This window comes from Kitasatospora sp. NPDC088134, from assembly GCF_044741705.1.
Taxonomy (GTDB): Bacteria; Actinomycetota; Actinomycetes; order Streptomycetales; family Streptomycetaceae; genus Kitasatospora.
The window spans coordinates 302,268-322,262 of record NZ_JBIUTD010000002.1; the positions used below are offsets into that span (position 1 = coordinate 302,268).

At 74.4% G+C, this 19,995-nt stretch carries 17 protein-coding genes; 11 read left to right on the forward strand and 6 right to left on the reverse strand.

From position 1 onward, the window contains the following. Positions 1-174 precede the first annotated feature (174 nt). Together ACIOHG_RS04940 and ACIOHG_RS04945 are read left to right on the forward strand one after the other, a co-directional pair. Positions 175-2,190 carry a glycosyl hydrolase family 18 protein gene (locus ACIOHG_RS04940; protein WP_400945351.1) on the forward strand — a complete coding sequence of 672 codons (2,016 nt, stop codon included), beginning with the start codon at positions 175-177 and terminating at the stop codon, positions 2,188-2,190. Positions 2,191-2,544: 354 nt separating this feature from the next. Further along, positions 2,545-4,458, forward strand: a complete 1,914-nt coding sequence (locus ACIOHG_RS04945) for a tetratricopeptide repeat protein (protein ID WP_400945353.1) — start codon at positions 2,545-2,547, stop codon at positions 4,456-4,458. 63 nt (positions 4,459-4,521) lie between these two features. Here the strand turns inward: ACIOHG_RS04945 and hisN are convergent, their stop codons facing one another. From hisN to ACIOHG_RS04970, 5 genes are all read right to left on the reverse strand, one after another. Next, complete coding sequence (gene hisN / locus ACIOHG_RS04950) at positions 4,522-5,319, reverse strand: histidinol-phosphatase (RefSeq protein WP_400945355.1); 798 nt, start codon at positions 5,317-5,319, stop codon at positions 4,522-4,524. A gap of 19 nt (positions 5,320-5,338) precedes the next feature. After that, entirely contained in the window at positions 5,339-5,662 is a 324-nt protein-coding gene (locus ACIOHG_RS04955; protein ID WP_400945356.1) for a DMT family transporter, read from the reverse strand. Between the two features lie 88 nt (positions 5,663-5,750). Next, entirely contained in the window at positions 5,751-6,806 is a 1,056-nt protein-coding gene (gene rsgA / locus ACIOHG_RS04960) for a ribosome small subunit-dependent GTPase A (protein WP_400945358.1), read from the reverse strand. Between the two features lie 15 nt (positions 6,807-6,821). After that, positions 6,822-8,141, reverse strand: coding sequence for a 3-phosphoshikimate 1-carboxyvinyltransferase (gene aroA / locus ACIOHG_RS04965; RefSeq protein WP_400945360.1), 1,320 nt, complete (start codon positions 8,139-8,141; stop codon positions 6,822-6,824). Positions 8,142-8,169: 28 nt separating this feature from the next. After that, the gene (locus ACIOHG_RS04970; RefSeq protein ID WP_400945362.1) at positions 8,170-8,874 is read right to left on the reverse strand and encodes a M50 family metallopeptidase; all 705 of its coding nucleotides are present in this window, start codon (positions 8,872-8,874) and stop codon (positions 8,170-8,172) included. A 129-nt stretch (positions 8,875-9,003) separates the two neighbouring features. On the opposite strand from ACIOHG_RS04970, the gene ACIOHG_RS04975 reads away from it, so the two are divergent. The 9 genes from ACIOHG_RS04975 (at position 9,004) to ACIOHG_RS05015 (ending at position 18,919) form a co-directional block, all read left to right on the forward strand. After that, positions 9,004-9,741 (forward strand): SOS response-associated peptidase, encoded by a 738-nt coding sequence (locus ACIOHG_RS04975; protein ID WP_400945364.1) that lies wholly within the window; start codon positions 9,004-9,006, stop codon positions 9,739-9,741. Between the two features lie 141 nt (positions 9,742-9,882). Next, entirely contained in the window at positions 9,883-10,506 is a 624-nt protein-coding gene (locus ACIOHG_RS04980) for an alpha/beta family hydrolase (protein WP_400945366.1), read from the forward strand. A gap of 291 nt (positions 10,507-10,797) precedes the next feature. After that, positions 10,798-11,511, forward strand: a complete 714-nt coding sequence (locus ACIOHG_RS04985; protein ID WP_400945368.1) for a sigma-70 family RNA polymerase sigma factor — start codon at positions 10,798-10,800, stop codon at positions 11,509-11,511. Beyond that, positions 11,508-11,873 (forward strand): mycothiol system anti-sigma-R factor, encoded by a 366-nt coding sequence (gene rsrA / locus ACIOHG_RS04990; protein ID WP_400945370.1) that lies wholly within the window; start codon positions 11,508-11,510, stop codon positions 11,871-11,873. The genes ACIOHG_RS04985 and rsrA overlap by 4 nt, the downstream gene beginning before the upstream one ends. 127 nt (positions 11,874-12,000) lie before the next feature. After that, positions 12,001-13,473, forward strand: coding sequence for an HD-GYP domain-containing protein (locus tag ACIOHG_RS04995; RefSeq protein ID WP_400945372.1), 1,473 nt, complete (start codon positions 12,001-12,003; stop codon positions 13,471-13,473). Next, positions 13,470-14,789: an HD-GYP domain-containing protein gene (locus ACIOHG_RS05000; RefSeq protein ID WP_400945374.1), complete on the forward strand. Its 1,320-nt coding sequence runs from the start codon at positions 13,470-13,472 to the stop codon at positions 14,787-14,789. The genes ACIOHG_RS04995 and ACIOHG_RS05000 overlap by 4 nt, the downstream gene beginning before the upstream one ends. Positions 14,790-14,934: 145 nt before the next feature. Further along, on the forward strand, positions 14,935-15,918 hold the full coding sequence (locus tag ACIOHG_RS05005) for a tetratricopeptide repeat protein (RefSeq protein WP_400945376.1): 984 nt from the start codon (positions 14,935-14,937) through the stop codon (positions 15,916-15,918). 71 nt (positions 15,919-15,989) lie between these two features. Next, entirely contained in the window at positions 15,990-16,628 is a 639-nt protein-coding gene (gene def / locus ACIOHG_RS05010; RefSeq protein WP_400945378.1) for a peptide deformylase, read from the forward strand. Between the two features lie 152 nt (positions 16,629-16,780). Beyond that, positions 16,781-18,919 carry a glycoside hydrolase domain-containing protein gene (locus ACIOHG_RS05015; RefSeq protein WP_400945380.1) on the forward strand — a complete coding sequence of 713 codons (2,139 nt, stop codon included), beginning with the start codon at positions 16,781-16,783 and terminating at the stop codon, positions 18,917-18,919. A 69-nt stretch (positions 18,920-18,988) separates the two neighbouring features. Here the strand turns inward: ACIOHG_RS05015 and ACIOHG_RS05020 are convergent, their stop codons facing one another. Next, positions 18,989-19,984, reverse strand: coding sequence for a ribonucleotide-diphosphate reductase subunit beta (locus tag ACIOHG_RS05020; RefSeq protein ID WP_400945760.1), 996 nt, complete (start codon positions 19,982-19,984; stop codon positions 18,989-18,991). Positions 19,985-19,995: the final 11 nt, after the last annotated feature.

The window sequence follows — 19,995 nt, forward strand, 5'->3', positions numbered from 1 at the left end:
GTCCAGTCCAATCTGAGTCATGCCCATGGCGGCCGGCCCCCACCGCCCGCCGTAGTGGCGGCAATTCGCATGCCAGCAACAGGAGTTGATCGTTCTCTGCTCCGTCTGCCGCTCTCCCCGACCGGGTGTCGGACGGCGTTCCTGCATCCCCACGTGACAGGAGGGCACCTCCGCATGCACCGGAACAACCGAAGGGCCTGGGCGGTGACGGCCGCGGCCGCCACGCTGCTCGCCGGAGCGATGTCGCTGCTGGGCGCACCCAGCGCGAGCGCCGGGCCGGGCAACACCACCGGCGCGCCCGCCACCAGCGGCGGCATGAAAGTGGCGTACTTCGACCAGTGGTCGATCTACCAGAACGCCTACTACCTGAAGAACGTCGACAGCAACGGCATGGCCGGCAAGCTCGACTACCTGCTGTACGACTTCGCCAACATCGACCCGACCAACCTGACCTGCTTCGAGGCCAACTCGGCCGCCTCCCAGGACGAGAACAACCCGAACGCGGGCGACGGCGCCGGCGACTACTACGCCGACTACGCCAAGACCTTCGCCAACGGCAACAGCGTCGACAACTCCACCGACACCTGGAACCAGCCGCTGGCCGGCAACTTCCACCAGCTCCAGGAGCTCAAGGCCAAGTACCCGAAGCTCAAGGTGCTGCTGTCGATCGGCGGCTGGACGTACTCCAAGTACTTCTCCGACGCGGCCGCCAGCGACGCCTCCCGGAAGAAGTTCGTCTCCTCCTGCGTCGACATGTTCATCAAGGGCAACCTGCCGGCCCAGGGCGGCTACGGCGGCGCGGGCACCGGCAAGGGCATCTTCGACGGCTTCGACATCGACTGGGAGTACCCGGGCGGCGGCGGCCACACCGGCAACCACTCCTCGCCGAACGACAAGCAGAACTTCACCGCGCTGCTCGCCGAGTTCCGCAGCCAGCTCAACGCCCAGGGTTCCGCGGACGGCAAGACCTACGCGCTGAGCGCCGCGCTGCCGGCCGGGCAGGACAAGATCAAGAACGTCGAGACCGACAAGATCGGGCAGTACCTGACCTTCGCCGACCCGATGACGTACGACATGCACGGCGGCTGGGAGGCCCAGGGGCCGACCAACCACCAGACGCCGATCTACCAGAACCCGAACGACCCGATGAACAACGTGCCGCCGGGCAACGCCAAGTACAACATCGACGAGGCGATCAAGGCGTACACGGTCGGCGACCCCTCGTACGGCATCCCCGGCGGGTTCCCGGCGAACAAGCTCAACATGGGCGTGCCGCTGTACTACCGCGGCTGGACGGGCGTGGCGGCCGGCGCCAACCACGGGCTGTTCCAGCCCGCCAGCGGGCCCGCGCAGGGCGCGCCGAACTCCGGCAACGTCAACGGCGTGCGGATGTACAAGGAACTGCTCGGCGTGGTCGACAACCCGAGCTACACGTACTGGGACGCGGCCGCGCAGGCGGCGTACTTCTACGACGGCACCAACTTCTGGTCCGGCGAGAACGCGAAGTCGATCCAGGCGAAGATGGACTACGCGCACTGCAACGGCCTCGGCGGCTCCTTCGTCTTCTCGCTCTACGACGACCCGAACGCGGCCCTGCTCAACCCGCTGATGACGGCCACCAACGGCTCGGCCGCGAGCTGCCCGGCCCCGTCGCCCTCGCCGACCGCCAGCAGCTCGCCGTCGGGCAGCGCCTCCCCGTCCGCCTCGGCCTCGCCGAGCACGAGCACGAGTCCGTCCACCTCGGCCTCGCCGTCCACCAGCACCAGTAGCAGCCCGTCCTCCTCGCCGACCGTCCCCGCCGGCCCGATCGCCAACCCGGGCCTGGAGAGCGGCGCGCTCAGCCCGTGGACCTGCGCGGGCAGCGGCGGCGCGGTGGTGGGCGGCGGGCACACCGGCTCCTACGCCCTGCAGGGCAACGTCGGGGCCGGCGACACCGCGCAGTGCCAGCAGACCGTGACGGTCAAGCCGAACACCACGTACACGCTGTCGGCCTGGGTCAAGGGCAACTACACCTACCTCGGCGTCACCGGCTCCGGCGCCGACAGCTCCACCTGGACCCCCGGCGGGAGCGCGTGGACGAAGCTGTCCACCAAGTTCACCACCGGGGCCTCGGTCACCTCGGTGACGGTCTGGGTCCACGGTTGGTACGCGCAGGGCGCCTACCAGGCGGACGACTTCAGCCTGAGCTGAGACTGCGTCAACATCCTTTTAAGGAAGGCCCGGAGGGAACACCCCTCCGGGCCTTCCCCCTTGCGGGCGCGCGGAGTTGATCGACTCCGGTACGATGCGTGGCCGGGGTTTGTGGGGCCCGAGTGTCGGGAAATCGACAAAGCGCTGAAGCAATCTCGCCGGGCTTCGGCCGCGCTCCGCCCAAACCGGGCGGAGCAGGTGTACGCGGTATGCGGGTGATGCGACGATGGACCACGAGGGGGACGCGGCACGGCCCGTGACAGGCCGTCCGATCCGGCGTGCCCCCAGGGGGAACCACTCCGGGCCGACGGCCCGGGGCGAATGCCGCGACACTCGGGGGGAGCGGGAGTCGGCATGAAACTCATCGGAAGGAACGGGACGGGAGAGCGACCGGCGGCCAGCAGCAGCACGGACACCGACACCGGGGTCCGCACCACCGGCCGGTCCGCCACCGGCACCCGGCCCGTCCGGACCGCCGGCGGCATCGACGTGACCGGGTACGGCCCGGAAGCCCTCGTCCACCTCACCGCCGACCGGGTCGCCGCCGCCGGCCGCGACCTGCTGGAGAGCGGCGACGACGAGACCGACGACAGCTTCGAGACCGCCCTCGCCGCCCGCGAGCAGGCCGCCCTGGAAGCCCGCCACCGCGGCTCCGCCGACGCCGGCGACCCCGCTGCCGCCAGCCAGCTCGGCGCCCTGCTGCTGCGCCGCGGCGACCTCGCCGACGCCGAGCCGTACCTGCGCGCCGCGGCCGCCGCCGGCCTGCGCGCCGCCGCCAACAACCTCGGCGTGCTGCTGCACCAGCAGGGCCGGCGCACCGAGGCCGCCCAGTGGTGGCGGCAGGCCGCCGTGGCCGGCTCCGCCCCCGCCGCGCACGCCCTCGGCCTGCAACTGCGCGACCAGGGCGAGGAGGAGGCCGCCGAGTACTGGCTGCACTACGCCGCCGAACAGGGCCACCCGCTCGGCGCCTACGCCCTCGGCGACCTGATGGAGCACCGCCGCGACGTCCGCGCCGAACGCTGGTTCAAGGCCGCCGCCGACTCCGGCCACCGCGAGGGCGCCTACCGGCTCGCCCGGATGCGCGAGGCCGCCGGCGACAAGGACACCGCCGAGACCTGGTACCGCACCGCCGCCGCCCGCAGCCACGCCCGCGCCGCGCTCCGCCTCGGCGTGCTGCTCGAAGCCCGCGGCGACCTCGACGAGGCCGCCCGCTGGTACCGGCAGTCCGCCCAGAACGGCGAGGCCCGCGCCGCCTGCGCGCTCGGCTTCCTGCTCCGCGACGCCGGCGACCTCGCCGCCGCCGCCGAGTGGTGGCAGGAGGCCGCCGAGGCCGGTGACGGCACCGCCGCCAACGCCCTCGGCGCGCTGCACGCCGGCCGCGGCGAGAACACCGTCGCCGAACGCTGGTACCGCGCCGCCCTCGACGCCGGCGACCACAACGGCGCCTTCAACCTCGGCCTGCTCTGTGCCGGCGCCGGCCGGGAGACCCAGGCCGAGCAGTGGTACCGCCGCGCCGCCTACGCCGGGCACCGCGAGGCCTGCAACGCGCTTGCCGTCGTGCTGCTCCAGCGCGGCGACGAGTCCGGCGCCGAACCCTGGTTCTCCAAGGCCGCCGAGGCCGGCTCGGTCGACGGCGCGTTCAACCTCGGCGTGCTGCACGCCGGCCGCGGCGAGACCCGGCAGGCCCAGGAGTGGTACGCCCGCGCCGCCGCCGAGGGCCACGGCGAGGCCGCCCTGCAGCTCGCCGTCGTCCAGGAGCAGCGCGGCAACCTCACCGGCGCCCTCGACCGCTACCGGCAGTCCGCCGACGGCGGCTCCCCGGAGGGCGCGTTCCGGCTCGCCTCGCTGCTCGACCGGCGCGGCGACGCCGACGCGGAGGCCGAGCACTGGTACGCCGTCGCCGCCGACGCCGGGCACCGGCGCGCCCAGGTCCGGATGGGCGTCCGGGCCGCCGAGCGCGGCGCGCTGGAGATCGCCGAGAGCTGGTACCGGCGGGCCGCCGAGGGCGGCAGCCGCAGCGCCGCCTTCAACCTCGGCCTGCTGCTGGCCCGGCAGGACAGCGAGGCCGAGGCGATGCTCTGGTACACCCGCGCCGCCGACGCCGGCCACGGCCGGGCCGCGCTCCGGCTCGCCCTGCTCGCGCTGCGCCGCGGCGAGGCCGTGCAGGCCGAGAACTGGTGCCGCCGCGCGATGGAGCAGGGCCCCGCCGAGGTCGCCGAGCGCGCCGGGCGGCTGCTGGGCGCGCTGAACGCCGAACTGAGCGCCTGACGGGACGTCACGGCGTCACGGAGCCACGGGGTCATGGCGGCACGCAGCCGCGGCGTCACTGCCTCACAGGCTGAGCGAGCGCAGCACCGCCTCGTGCAGGACCCCGTTGGTGGCGACCGCGTCCGCGCCGGAGGGGCCGTCGATGCCGTCCAGGCCGGTGAAGCGGCCACCGGCCTCCTGGACGACGATGCAGGGGGCCGCCATGTCCCAGAGCGAGAGCTCGGGCTCGGCGGCGATGTCGACGGAGCCCTCGGCGACCATCATGTAGGACCAGAAGTCGCCGAAGGCGCGGGTGCGCCAGCAGACCCGGGTCAGGTCGAGGAAGGCGTCCAGCCGGGCGCGCTCCTCCCAGCCGCTCAGCGAGGAGAAGGACAGCGAGGCGTCGGCCAGCCGGGAGACCTTCGAGACGTGGATCCGCTGCGCCTTGGCCAGGCTGCGCCCGGCGTACGCGCCGAGCCCCTTGGCGGCCCACCAGCGGCGGCCCAGCGCGGGCGCCGAGACGATGCCGACCACCGGGACGTGCTCGCCGTCGGGCTGCTCCTCCAGCAGCGCGACCAGGGTCGCCCAGACCGGGACGCCGCGGACGTAGTTCTTGGTGCCGTCGATCGGGTCGATCACCCAGCGGCGCGGGCCGGAGCCCTGCAGGCCGTACTCCTCGCCGAGGACCGCGTCCCGCGGCCGGGCCCGCTGCAGGACCGAGCGGACCAGTTCCTCGGCGGCCTTGTCGGCGTCGCTGACCGGGGTGAGGTCCGGCTTGGTCTCGACCTTCAGGTCGAGCGCCCGGAAGCGCTCCATGGTCACGGAGTCGGCCGAATCGGCGAGGACATGGGCGAGGCGGAGGTCGTCGTGGTAGTCGGCCATGCCCGGAACCCTAGCGGACTCAGTGCCCCGAGCCGCTGAGCTGGAGGCCGATCACGCCCGTGATGACCAGCGAGATGGAGACCAGCTTCAGGGTGGAGGAGGACTCGCCCAGGAAGACCATCCCGTACACGGCGGTGCCGGCCGCGCCGATGCCGGTCCACACCGCGTACGCGCTGCCGACCGGCAGGGTCTTCAGCGACAGGGTGAGCAGCCCGAAGGAGCCGAGCGCGAAGAGCGCGAAGCTGACGGTGGGCCAGAGCCTGGTGAAGCCGTGGCTGAGCTTGAGGTTGACCGCGAATCCCGTTTCCAGCAGACCGGCGAGGATCACCATGGCCCATGCCATCGGGTTGACTCCCTGTCAGAGAGGACGGTGTGACCCTCCCATCGTCACCCAGCGGCACGGGCCCAGCGACTCGTGATCGCGTGAACTCTCAATCCCCTTCGGACGCCTCGCGGGTGGCGAGCAGGCGGCGCAGCGAGTACAGCCGGGCCGGGTCGGCGTGCCCGTCGGCGACCCAGGCGTCCAGCGCGCAGTCCGGCTCGTCGTGCGAGCAGGCCCGCGGGCAGTCGACCGTCCCGGGCTCCAGGTCGGGGAAGGCGAGGATGACCCGGGACGGATCGATGTGCGACAGGCCGAAGGAGCGGAAGCCCGGCGTGTCGATCACCCAGCCCGGGTCCAGCGCCTTCTTCGAGCCCGGCTTCGCCCCGGGCGGCGGGGGCAGCCGCAGCGCCAGCGCCGAGACGGTGGTGTGCCGGCCCCGGCCGGTGACCGAGTTGACCCGGCCGGTGGTCCGCCGGTGCTCCGGCACCAGCGCGTTGACCAGGGTGGTCTTGCCGACGCCGGAGTGCCCGATGAACACGGTGGTCAGCCCGCGCAGGTGCGCCCGCACCGCCTCCGCGCCGACCGTTTCCAACTCGTCGGCCCGGGTCACCACCGAGCGGACGCCGAGCGTCGCGTACGACTCCAGCAGTTCGTCGGCGGACGCCAGGTCGGACTTGGTCAGCACCAGCAGCGGCTCCATCCCGGCGTCGTACGCGGCCACCAGGCAGCGGTCGATCAGCCGGGGGCGGGGCTCCGGGTCGGCGAGGGCGGTGACGATGGCCAGCTGCTCGGCGTTGGCGACCACGATCCGCTCGTACGGGTCGTCGTCGTCCGCGGTGCGGCGCAGCACCGAGGTGCGCTCCTCGACCCGGACGATCCGGGCCAGCGTGTCGGGGTCGCCGGACAGGTCGCCGACCACTCCGACGATGTCGCCCACCACCACGCCCTTGCGGCCCAGTTCGCGCGCCTTCATGGCGACGACCTGCCGCTCGTCCTTGGTGCCGCCGCCGACCAGGCAGGTCATCCGGCCCCGGTCCACGGTGAGGATCATCGCCTCGTCGGCGTCCTCGTGCTTGGGCCGGATCCGGGTGCGGGGGCGGGAGCCCCGGCGGCCCGGGCGGCTGCGGATGTCGTCCTCGTCGGCGTCCTTGCCGTAACGGCGCATCTCCGTGACCCCCCGTCAGCCCTGGCCGAGGAGCTCGGCCCACATCCGCGGGAAGTCCGGCAGTGTCTTCGCCGTGGTCGCCACGTCCTCCACCAGGACGCCCTCCACCACCAGGCCGAGCACGGCGGCGGCGGTCGCCAGCCGGTGGTCCTCGTAGGTGTGGAACACCCCGCCGTGCAGCGGGCGCGGCCGGACCCGCAGGCCGTCCTCGGTCTCGGTGACGTCGCCGCCCAGGCCGTTGATCTCGGCGACGAGCGCGGCCAGCCGGTCGGTCTCGTGCAGCCGCAGGTGGGAGATGCCGTACAGGTGCGACTCGGAGTCGGCCAGCGCCGCCACCGCCGCGATCACCGGGGTCAGCTCGCCGACGTCGTGCAGGTCCGCCTCGATCCCGTGCACCTTGCCGGTGCCGGTGAACTCCAGCCCGTCGTCGGTGAACCGGCAGGAGCCGCCCATCGCGGTGAACAGCTCGCGCAGCTGGTCGCCCGGCTGGTACGTGTGCCTCGGCCAGTCCCGGACGGTCACCCGGCCGCCGGTGACCAGCGCCGCCGCGAAGAACGGGGCCGCGTTCGACAGGTCCGGCTCGACCACCAGGTCGCGGCCGATCAGCGCGCCCGGGGTGACCCGCCAGACGTCCTTCTCGCCGCCGTCCTCCGGCGCGTCGACCTGGCCGCCGGCCTTGCGGACCATGTCGACCGTCATCCGGATGTGCGGCAGCGAGGGCACCGTGCCGCCGACGTTGCGGATCTCCACCCCGTTGTTGAAGCGCGCCCCCGACAGCAGCAGCGCCGAGACGAACTGCGAGGAGGACGAGGCGTCCAGCTCCACCCGGCCGCCGTCCAGCGCGCCCGTGCCGTGCACCGTCAGCGGGAAGCCGCCGCGGCCGCCGTCGTCGATCCGGGCGCCCAGCGCGCGCAGCGCGTCGATCACGCCGTGCTGCGGGCGCTGGTGGCTGCGCGGGTCGCCGTCGAAGTGCACCGGCCCGTCCGCCAGCGTCGCCAGCGGCGGCAGGAAGCGCATCACCGTGCCCGCGTTGCCGACGTCCACCTGCGCCGGGCCGCGCAGCCGCTCGGCCGGGATGACCCGCCACGCCTCGCCGCCGCCGGTGCCGCCGGACGCCGCGTTCACCGTCTCCTCGACCGTCACGCCCAGGGCCCGCAGGCCGTCCGCCATCAGCTGCGAGTCGCGGCTGCGCAGCGGGCGGCGCACCCAGCCCGGGCCGTCGGCGAGGGCGGCCAGCACCAGCGCGCGGTTGGTCGCGGACTTCGAGCCGGGGACGGTCACGGTCGCGTCCACGGCGACGGTGGCGACGGGGGCGGGCCACAGGGGTTCGGTCATGCGGCCAAGTCTATGAGGCCCGGCGCCGCTACCGGGGCAGCAGCCAGGCCGCCCCGAGCCCCAGGCAGGCCAGCGCCAGCAGCAGGAACACCACCACCCACAGCGCTCCGGGCACCCCGGTCAGCCGCGCCAGCTGGTCCGCGTCCGAGCCCGGCGTCCGGCCGTGCCGCCGGGACGACCACAGCTCCAGCAGCGGACGCACCCCCGCCAGCAGCAGGAACCACACGCCCAGGTGGGCGAACGCGCCCTGCCACTCGGCGCTGCCGTACCAGGACACCGCCAGGAACGTCCCGCCGGTGACCAGCACCGCCAGCACCCCGAACAGGTTCCGCAGCGTCAGCAGCATCGCCGCCAGCAGCGCGATCCAGATCCACAGCAGCATCGTGGTCCGGCCCGCCGCCAGCAGCGCCGCCCCGCCCAGGCCCAGCAGCGAGGGCGCCGGGTACCCCGCCGCCGCGGTCAGCACCATGCCCGGGCCGGTCGGCCGCCCCGAGGAGACCGTCAGCCCCGAGGTGTCCGAGTGCAGCCGGATGCCGGACAGCCGACGGTCCGTCAGCAGCGCCGTCAGGCCGTGCCCGCCCTCGTGCGCGATCGTCACCACGGTGCGCAGCACCCGCCACACCGGGCGCACCGCCACCGCCAGCAGCGCCGCCGCCAGGGTGCCCCACACCAGCCAGTGCGGCGGGGTCGGCTGCGCGCCCGTCACCCGGTCCCAGATCCCCGCGAAGTCCACAGCGCCGACCTCCGATCATCCGCGCCCCTGTCCGGGCGGGCAGCCTCCCACGGAAGGACGGGCCGCCGGAAGCCACCGGTTCTCCGGTCGGCCCCGTCGGCCCCGGGCCGCTCTGGCAAGCTGGGGGCCATGTGCGGCCGTTTCGCCTCCTCCACCGACCCCGCCGAACTGGTGCGCCGGTTCGACGTCCGGCAGTGGGACCCGACCGAGACCCTGGCCCCCAGCTGGAACGTCGCCCCGACCGCCCGGACCTTCGCCGTCCTGGAGCGCGTCCCGCGCGGGCAGCGCCTGCCGGTCCGTCAGCTGCGGGTGCTGCGCTGGGGACTGGTGCCGGCCTGGGCGAGCAGCCCCGACACCGCCGTGAAGATGATCAACGCCCGGGCGGAGACCGTCCACGAGAAGCCCGCCTACCGCCAGGCCTACGCGTCCCGCCGCTGCCTGATACCCGTCGACGGCTACTACGAGTGGCAGACCGCCCCCACCGACGACGTCACCCGCCCGCCCCGCCGCCCCTACTTCGTGCACCGCGCCGACGGCGCCCCGCTGGCCCTCGCCGGGCTGTACGAGTTCTGGCGCGACCGCCGCCACCCCGGCGACCACCCCGACGCCTGGCTGGTCACCTGCACCGTCGTCACCACCGCCGCCGAACCGCTGCTCGCCCCCGTCCACGAGCGGATGCCGCTCTACCTGGGCCCCGACCGCTGGGACGCCTGGCTCGACCCGCACGCCGAGACCGCCGACCTCACCCCGCCGCCGCCCGGCGACCTGCGCATCCACGCGGTCCCGGACGAGGTCGGCCGCATCCGCAACAACCACCCGGGCCTGACCCGCCCGCTCACCGAGGACGACCTGACGACGCTGTTCTGAGTGGACCGCCGGGGGAGAAGCGGGGGAGCGCCCTCCGGGCGGGGGCGAGGGGGAGGAACACGGGGAGCCCGAGCCCTCCGGGTAGGAGCAGAGAGAAGGAGGGGGAAGCCCCCGGCCGGGGCGGCGGGTAGGCTCCGGGGCGTGCAGCGGATCGTCACGACTCCCGCCGGGGACGCCCGGCTCCACTGGTTCCGGGCCGGGGCGCCGCGGGCCGTGCTGGTGCTGGGGCACGGGGCGGGCGGCGGGGTCGAGGCGCCCGACCTGCAGGCCCTCGCGGCGGCGCTGCCGCCCCTGGGCGTCACCGTGGTGCTCGCCGAGCAGCCCTGGCGGGTGGCCGGCCGCAGGCTCGCCCCCGCCCCGGCCACCCTGGACGCCGGCTGGCCGGCCCAGGTCGCCGCCGCCCGGCAGGAGGGCCTGCCGCTGTACGCGGGCGGCCGCAGCGCCGGGGCCCGGGTGGCCTGCCGGACCTCCGCCGCGCTCGGCGCGGCCGGCGTCCTCGCGCTGGCGTTCCCGCTGCACCCACCCGGCCGCCCGGAGAAGAGCCGGGCCGCGGAACTGCTCGGCACCGGCCTGCCGACCCTGGTGGTGCAGGGCGGCGCGGACACCTTCGGCACCCCCGGGGAGTTCCCCGAACTGCCGGACACCCACCGCCTGGTGGAGGTCCCGCACGCCTCGCACCCCTTCCAGGTCCCCCGGCGGGCCGCCGCCGCGGGGGACCCGCTGCGGACGGTCACCGAGGCGGTCGCGGCCTGGCTGCCGTCCTGAATTCCGGCACCGGACCCCGGGGCCGGGAATGCCCGGGCAACGGCAGGGGTTGCACGAAGCGTCAGAGCGTGCCCCCTGGTGGAAAGGCAGTCGTCCATGGGTCCGATCGCGTGCCCCGAGCGGCCGGAGCAGCGTGCGGCGCAGTCGCCGTTGCTCCCGGACTGGTCGGAGTGGGTTGTCGCGGGCGAGAAGCCGGTCAGCCCGATATCCTCGCTTCCGGGTCGGCCCGACGTGGGCCGTGTGCGGGTTTCCGAGGAGGTGGGTCCGGTCGTCGGGACCGATGACGCGGCCGTGTCGGGCGCTTCTGGCGCCGACCAGGGCCGTCCGGAGGGCGAACAGCTCACCGGCGACGAACTGGCCGAAGCGATCGGCGAGGACACCTTCCGGGTGTCCGAGGACGAGAGCGAGGAGGCCAGGCGCGAGCGCTTCGAACGGGACGCCCTGGGCTACCTGGACCCGATGTACTCGGCGGCGCTGCGGATGACCCGCAACCCCGCCGACGCGGAGGACCTGCTCCAGGAGGCGTTCGCCAAGGCGTACGCGTCGTTCCACCAGTTCCGCGAGGGCACCAACCTCAAGGCCTGGCTGTACCGCATCCTCACCAACACCTTCATCAACTCGTACCGCAAGAAGCAGCGCGAACCGCAGCGCACCGCGGCCGAGGAGATCGAGGACTGGCAGCTGGCGCGCGCCGAGTCGCACATGTCGACCGGGCTGCGCTCGGCCGAGGCGCAGGCGCTCGACCACCTGCCCGACAGCGACGTGAAGGACGCGCTCCAGGCCATCCCGGAGGAATTCCGGATCGCGGTCTACCTCGCGGACGTCGAGGGGTTTGCGTACAAGGAAATCGCGGACATCATGGGTACACCCATCGGTACGGTGATGTCCCGACTGCACCGTGGCCGCCGCCAGCTGCGCGGCATGCTGGAGGACTACGCCCGCGAGCGGGGGCTGGTTCCGGCCGGTACCGGTGCAGGGCAGGAAGCGAAGGGCGCGGGCTCATGAGCTGCGGCGATCCGCACGAGACCGAGTGCGGAGAGGTGCTCGACCACCTCTACGAATTCCTCGACAACGAGATGCCCGAGGGCGACTGCGCCAAGCTGCGGGTGCATTTCGACGAGTGCTCGCCGTGCTTGGAGAAGTACGGCCTGGAGCAGGCGATCAAGGCGCTGATCAAGCGCTCCTGCGGCTGCGACGACACCCCGAGCGACCTGCGTGCGAAGGTGCTCGCCCGGATCGACTCGATCCGGGCCGGGCAGCGCACCGGAGAGATCGACACCTCGGTGATCGAGGTGTCCTCGGTCAGCATCGAGCTGACGGTCGAGGGCAAGGCCGGGCACGGCTCGGCGGTCGCCACCGCCGAGTAGCGGCTCACTCGATCGGGTGAGCTGTCGCTGCTCCGACTGCGGCGATCCGCGATCGTGCGCCGCGTCCGTCCGGGCGGGCCCTATTCTCTGACGAGTCCTCACGTCGGAGGGCCCGGTACGGGCGGGGGTGGCCGAGATCGCCAGCGAACGCGAGCACAGCGCCCTGCCCCGGCGGGCCGCGGCCTACCTGGCCGTCGTGCTCGCGGCCGCCCTCGCGGCACTGCTGCCGCTGGCCGCCGCCGGGCCCCGACCGGACTGGCCGCGGATCGGGCTGCTGGCCCTGCTGCACCTGTGCCTGGAGTCGCTGGCGCAGGGCGCCCGCACCCCCTGCGCCCGGCTGTGGCGCTGGTTGCGCGGCCGCTCCGGCGACGAACCCGCCGCCGACCCGCGCGGCAGCGGCTTCTTCCCGGTGCTGTTCGCCGGGGTCCTGATGCTGCCGCCCGCCGCCGCCGCGCTGGTCGCCCTGCCGGGCGCGCTGCTCGGCCCGGCCGTGCCGCCGCGCGCCCTGCGCCGGGTGTGGAACGCCGCCCAACTGGCGCTGGCCGCGGCCGCCGCCGCCGAGGTGTTCCGGCTGCTCGGCGGGGCGCGGCTGCTGCTCGGCACCAGGTTCCCCGGCGCGGCCCTCGGCGCGCTCGCCGCGATCCTGACGTTCTGCCTGGTCAACGGCGTCCTGGTGGCCGGCATGGTCCGGCTGACCTGCGGCGGCTCCGGCCAGGGCGCGCTGCGCGCGGTCCGCCGGGCCGCCCCCGCCGCGCTGCTGCACGGCTCCGGCGGCCTGATGATCGCGGTGCTCTGGCAGGGCCCGTACGGGGCGTTCGCCGCGGTGCTCGGCCTGCTGCCGCTGACCATCACCGCCTGGCTGTCCGCGCAGGGCCACCGGGAGCGGACCGCGCACCGGGCCACCGTGCAGGCCCTGGTGCAGGCCGTCGAGATCAAGGACGCCTACACCCGCGGCCACAGCGAACGGGTCGGCCGTGCCTCGGTGCTGATCGCCCGCCAGCTCGGCCTGGCCGAGGACCGGATCCGCACCCTGCACTTCGCCGGCACCCTGCACGACGTCGGCAAGCTCGCCGTCGCCACCGAACTGCTGCGCCGCAACGGCCCGCTGACGGAGGCGGAGCGGCGCGCCGTCGAGGTGCACCCGGTGTTCGGGCACGAGCTGGTGCGGCGGCTGGACTTCCTCGGCGAGGGCCGGGACGGCATCCTGCACCACCACGAGCGGATGGACGGCCGCGGCTACCCGCACGGCCTGGCGGGGGAGCGGATCCCCGAGTTCGCCCGGATCATCTCGGTCGCCGACGCCTTCGACTCGATGACCTCGACCCGCTCCTACCGGCGCGGCCGCCCCGTCCCCGAGGCGGTCGCCGAACTGGAGCGGTGCGCGGGCAGCCAGTTCGACCCGGTGATGGTGGGCGCGCTGGTCGCGGCCGTCGCCGAGCACGGCTGGCAACCCGAACCGCCGCCGCCCGGCGGCTGGGACGGCGAGGTGCCGGACATCCCGCTCGGCGTGCCCGAACCCGCCCGGCTGCCCAAGCAGTCCGGGCAGGGCCTGCCCAGCGAGCAGTCCGGGCAGGGCCTGCCCACCGGAGGGCCGGTGTGACGCCCCGCCGCCCCGTCCCCGCCGACCTGCTGCACGCCGTCGCCGCGCTGCTCGGCGCCGTCGCCGTGCTGCACCTGCTGCTGCACGCCACCGGCCAGCCCGGCGTCGCGCTCGCCTTCACCGGGCTGATCGCGCTCGGCCAGTGCGCCGGGCCCGCGCTGCCCGGCGACCGCGAACCCGCGCCGGTCGCCACCGCCGTCGCCCTCGCCTACGCGCTGCTCGGGCCGCTGCACGGACTGCCCACCACGCACGGGGTGCTGCAGGTCGCCGCCGTCACCGCGGCCGGCACCGCGCTCGGGCTCGGCGCGCAGACGGCCGGCCGGTACGCGCTCGCCGCGCTCCGGCACCGGCCGCCCGCCCCGCTCGGCGGGATCGACGCCGCCGCCCGCCGCCTGGTCACCGTCTCCTTCGCCGCCCTGCTGTTCCAGCCGCTGTACAACGCCGGCGTCACCGACCGGCTGCCCGGCCCCGCCTACGGGGCGCTGCTCGCCGGGATCGCCGGCCTGGCCGCGCTCGGCGACGCCGTGCTGGCCGCCGCCCAGCAGTGCGCCCGGACCGGGCTGCGGTATGCGGCCGCGCTCGACGACCAGCTGCACGCGCTGCTCGGCATCGGCTCCGCGCAGGTCGCCACCGGTCTGCTGCTCAGCCTGCTCGCCGGGGAGGCCGGGCTGTGGGCGCTGCCGGTGTTCTGCGTGCCGCTGCTGCTCGCCCAGGCCTCGTTCCGGCGCGCCGTCGCCGTCCGGGCCACCACCGGGCAGACCATCGAGACGCTGGCCCGGGCCACCGAGATCGCCGGGTACACCACCCCCGGGCACGCCCGCCGGGTCGCCGACACGGCGTGCGCGCTGGGGCGCGAACTCGGCCTCGGCAGCCGGGAGCTGACTCTGCTGGAGTACGCCGCGCTGATGCACGACATCGGCCAGCTCTCGCTGGTCGAACCGGTGCCCGCCGGGGCCACCGCGCTGCTCGCCGACGGCGAGCAGCAGCGGATCGCCCGGCTCGGCAGCGAGGTGATCCGGCGCACCGGCGTGCCCAAGCAGGTGTGGCAGCAGGTCGCCCGGCTCGCCGACCCGTGCCGGCTCCCCGACGGCCGGCACGACCCCAGCCTGCCGCTGGCCTCGCGGATCATCCGGGTCGCCAACGCCCACGACGACCTGCGCACCGCCGCCGCCGACCGTCCCCGGGCCGGCGCCCTGGACCCGCTGGAGCACCTGCGCCTCGACGCCGGGCGCGGCTACGACCCGGTGGTGCTGGACGCGCTGGCCCGGCTCGGCCGCCGCGGCCACCGCGCGGCCCGCTCCCGCCCGGCGGCCTGAGCGCCGCCGTCCGGGCCCCGCCGCCCGCGCGCACTGAATGGCCGCGCGGGGCGCGCGGCCGAGGGCAGCCGTGGTTGGATGCGGTCGTGGCGGGAAGACCCGGAGGCGGGGCGACCCGGTGACGACCAGACGGCAAGGGACCAACGTGAGGATCTTCCACCGCGCACGGCACCGTCCGTCGGCGACCTGGCGGCAGACCACCGACCGTGCCTTCACGCTGATCGGCGACGGCCGCTACGAGGACGCCGGGGCGCTGCTGGTGATGGCCGCCGACCTGGAGCCGTGGCTGTCCGACTCCTGGTTCAACCTGGCGCTGCTGCACAAGTTCCGCCGCGACTGGGAGCAGGCCCGCTCGGCCGGGCTGCGCGCCGTCGCGTTGCTGGAGCGCCAGCACGGCGCCCCGGACTGGTGGAACCTCGGCATCACCGCCACCGCCCTGCAGGACTGGCCGCTGGCCCGCCGGGCCTGGCAGGCGTACGGGCTGCGGCTGCCCGGCGGGCCGACCGCGGGCGGGCCGATCGAACTGGACCTCGGCACCACGCCGGTGCGGCTGTCCCCGGACGGCGAGTCCGAGGTGGTGTGGGGCCGGCGGCTCGACCCGGCCCGGATCGAGGTGCTGTCCATCCCGCTGCCGTCCTCCGGCCGCCGCTGGGGCGAGGTGGTGCTGCACGACGGCGCCCCGCACGGCGAGCGGGTCGCCGACGGCGTCGCCTACCCGGTCTTCGACGAGATCGAGCTGTGGGCGCCGTCGCCCGTGCCGACCTGGGTGGTGCTGCTGCAGGCCGCGACCGCCGCCGACCGGGACGCGCTGGAGAAGACCGTCGCCGACGCCGGGTACGCCGCCGAGGACTGGACGTCCTCGGTGCGGCTGCTGTGCCGGACCTGCTCGGAGTCCCGGATGGCGATCGACGACGGCCGCACCGCGCACCACGACCCGCACGACGACGGCGACCCGCTGCACCCCGGCCACCTCAGCCACCTCAGCCAGGGCGCGGCCGGCGGCCCCTGGCAGGTCGAGCGCGAGTGCGGGATCGCCGCGCCGGCCGGCCTGGTCCGCTCGCTGCTGGAGCGCTGGGCGGCGGCCTCGCCCGCGACCCGCGCCTACCGGGACCTCGAAGAGGTCTGCTGACCCCTCCGGGCCCGCGCCCCGTAGGCTGGGCCGGTACACCAGGCGGAAGCGGACGAAAGCGGAACCGAGCGATGGCCGAGCACCACGACCACGACCATGAGCACGACCACGACCACGCGCACGAGGACGGCGAGCCCCTGCGGGTGGTCGGCGAGGAGCCCGACCTGACGAAGGGCACCGCCCGCCCGATCACCGTGGTCGGCAACCCGGTGCTGCACCGCGAGGTGAAGACGGTCACCGCCTTCGACGGCGAACTGTCCGCGCTGATCGACGACATGTTCCAGTCGATGTACGCGGCGGAGGGCGTCGGCCTGGCCGCCAACCAGATCGGCGTCGACCTGAAGGTCTTCGTCTACGACTGCCCCGACGACGACGGCGTCCGGCACATCGGCCACGTGGTCAACCCGGTCCTGGAGGACCTGCCGGCCGGCCGCCGGGTGCTGGACGACGGCCAGGAGGGCTGCCTGTCCGTGCCCACCGCCTACCAGGAGCTGGCCCGCCCCGGCTACGCCGCCGTCACCGGCCAGGACAAGGACGGCAACCCGGTCCGGGTCGAGGGCACCGGCTTCTTCGCCCGCTGCCTCCAGCACGAGACCGACCACCTGTACGGGTACCTGTACATCGACCGGCTCTCCAAGCGCGACCGCAAGGACGCCCTGCGGCAGATGGCCGAGGGAACCCCCAAGTACGCCACCGTCCCGAACGACTGACGGGCCGTCACCGCAGGGCCGCCCCCGCCCCGGGGAGCGGCCCTGCGGCGTCGTGCGCCCACGGGTGGTGCACCTGCGAGCGGCCGGGGGCCGTCCACTACAGTCCTGTCGTCAACAGCACGGTCGACCACGGGACAAGGGGCGGGAAGAGAATGCAGCGTCGTACGGCAGGGCGCGCCACCGTGGTGGTGCTGGCCGCCTCGGGACTCGCGGCCGCGGTGCCGAGCGCCTGGGGCGTCGGCGCCACCCCCACCGTCCCCGGGCCGTCGGCCACGCCCGCGCCCAGCAGGCCCGACGTGCAGCCGGAGGCGTCGGCGTCCGCCGCGCAGCCGTCCACCGCGCAGCCGTCCGCCGCGCAGCCGTCCACCGGCGCTGCGGCGAAGGCCACCAAGCGGGTCGACTACCGGGGCTTCCACGCGCAGGTGCCCGCCGACTGGCCGGTGATCGACCTCGCCACCGCCCCCACCACCTGCGTCCGGCTCGACGTCAGCGCCGTCTACCTGGGCACGCCCGGCGACAACCAGGACTGCCCGGCGCACCTGGCGCCCGGCCGCGCGGACGGCCTGCTGATCCAGCCGGTGAAGAACGGCCGCGCCCAGGGCACCGTGGTCCCCGGCCGGCCGGTCGCGCAGAGCGTGCTGGCCGACGCCGACGCCGGCCACCAGATCCAGGCCCGGCTGGGCTCCACCGGCCTGGAGGTGACGGCCAGTTACGCCGACTCGCCGGACCAGGTGCGGCAGATCCTGGAGACCGCGAGCACGGACGCCGCCACCACCACCACCCGGGCGGCCGCCGTCGCGGCCCCGGCGCTCGCCACCTACGCCTCGACCACCAGCGGCCCGCGCACCGACGTGGCCGGCTTCGCCTTCGACACCTGCGCCGCGCCGGGCGACGCCGCGATGGGCGCCTGGGCGCAGTCCTCCCCGTACCGGGCGGTCGGCGTGTACATCGGCGGCCCCTCGCAGGCCTGCGCCGCCCCCACCAAGGACTGGGTGACCAAGCGGGTCACCGAGGGCTGGGGCTTCCTGCCGATCTACGTGGGCCGGCAGGCCGCCCGCGGCAACCTGCTGGTCGACGCCGACCCCGCGACCGCCCGCCAGCAGGGTGCCGACGCCGCGGACGACGCCATCCTCAAGGCGTCCGGGCTCGGCTTCCAGCCCGGCGCGGTGCTGTACAACGACATGGAGAACTACGACTCCACCGTCTACCGGGACCGGGTGGTCGCCTTCCTGGGCGGCTGGACCGAACGCCTGCACGCCCAGGGCTGGCGCTCCGGCATCTACGCGAGCGCCAGCAGCGGCGTCAAGGACCTGTCGGCGCGGTACACCGACGCCTCCTACCCGCAGCCCGACGTGCTCTGGTCGGCGGCCTGGAACTCCCACCACGACGTGACCGACGTCGGCATGGGCCTGCCCGCCGGGGCCGGGTACTTCACCGGCGGCCGCCGCGCCCACCAGTTCTCCGGCGACGTCTACGAGACGTACGGGGGCTACAAGATCGGCATCGACGCCAACTACCTGGACGTCACCTCGCCCGCCTCCGGCGGCTACCTGCAGCCCGGCCAGCGGCTCACCCCGGGGCAGACCCTGGAGAGCGACTCGGTGCGGCTCGCCATGCAGCCCGACGGCAACCTGGTCGCCTACCTGAAGGCCACCGGCGGCATCCCACAGGCGCTGTGGTCCACCAACACGGCCGGCAACCCCGGCGCGTACGCGGTGATGCAGGACGACGGCAACCTGGTCGTCTACCGCGGGGACGGCGGACCGGGGGTCGGCGGCGCACTGTGGGCCAGCAACACCTGGGGAGGGTCGAACGGCGGCGCGTACACCGTGGTGCAGGCCGACGGCAACGTGGTGATCTACCGCCGGGGCGGCGGTCCGGCGGTCGGCGGCGCGATCTGGGCCACCGGCACCAACGCCCGGTCCTCGGCGCTCGGCGGCGGCCAGCGCCTCACCGGCAACCAGTGGACGCAGTCCGCCACCACCCGGCTGGTCATGCAGGCCGACGGCAACCTGGTGCTGTACCGCCGCAGCGACGGCGGCGTGCTGTGGAGCTCCAACACCTGGGGCAACCCCGGTGCGTACGCGGTGATGCAGCCCGACGGCAACCTGGTGGTCTACCGGGCCGGCCGCAGCGACCCCGGCGGCGCGCTGTGGTCCACCAACACCTGGGGCAACAGCGGCGCGTACGCGCTGCTGCAGGACGACGCCAACTTCGTGATCTACCGTCAGAACGGCGGCCCGTCGGTCGGCGGCGCGCTCTGGGCCACCAACACCTGGGGCCGTGGCTGACGGCCCGACACCCAGGCCACGACGAGAGGGCCGCACCCCCGCGGGGGTGCGGCCCTCTCGTCGCTGTGCCTAGAAGTCGTCGTCGAAGGAGACCGAGCCCTCGACGGCGACCTGGTACGCGGAGACCCGGCGCTCGAAGAAGTTGGTCAGCTCCTGGACGTTCTGCAGCTCCATGAACCCGAAGGGGTTGGTGGAGCCGTAGCGGATCGGCAGGCCGAGGCGGGCCAGGCGCTGGTCGGCGACCGCCTGGAGGTACTCGCGCATCGACTCGGTGTTCATGCCGGGCAGGCCCTCGCCGCACAGGTCGCGGGCGAACTGGAGCTCGGCCTCGACGGCCTCCTCCAGCATCGCGGTGACCTGCTTGGCCATCTCGTCGTCGAAGAGGTCGGGCTCCTCCTCGCGGACGGTGTCGACCACCGAGAAGGCGAAGTCCATGTGCATCGACTCGTCGCGGAACACCCAGTTGGTGCCGGTCGCCAGGCCGTGCAGCAGGCCGCGGCTGCGGAACCAGTACACGTAGGCGAACGCGCCGTAGAAGAACAGGCCCTCGACGCACGCGGCGAAGCAGATCAGGTTCAGCAGGAACGCGCGCCGGTCGTCCTTGGACTGCAGTGAGTCGATGTGGTCGACCGCGTTCATGTACGTGAAGCAGAACTGGGCCTTCTGCGCGATGGAGGGGATGTTCTCCACCGCCGCGAAGGCGGCGTTGCGGTCCTCCGGGTCGGGCAGGTAGGTGTCCAGCAGCGTCAGGTAGAACTGGACGTGCACGGCCTCCTCGAACAGCTGCCGCGACAGGTACAGGCGGGCCTCGGGGGAGTTGATGTGCTTGTAGAGGCTCAGCACCACGTTGTTGGAGACGATCGAGTCGCCGGTGGCGAAGAACGCGACCAGCCGGCCGATCATGTGCCGCTCGCCCTCGGAGAGCTTGGCGAGGTCGGCGACGTCGGAGTGCAGGTCCACCTCCTCCACCGTCCAGGTGTTCTTGATCGCGTCCCGGTACCGGTCGTAGAACGACGGGTAGCGCATCGGACGGAGCGTCAGCTCGAAGCCCGGGTCGAGCAGCATCTTCTCGCGGT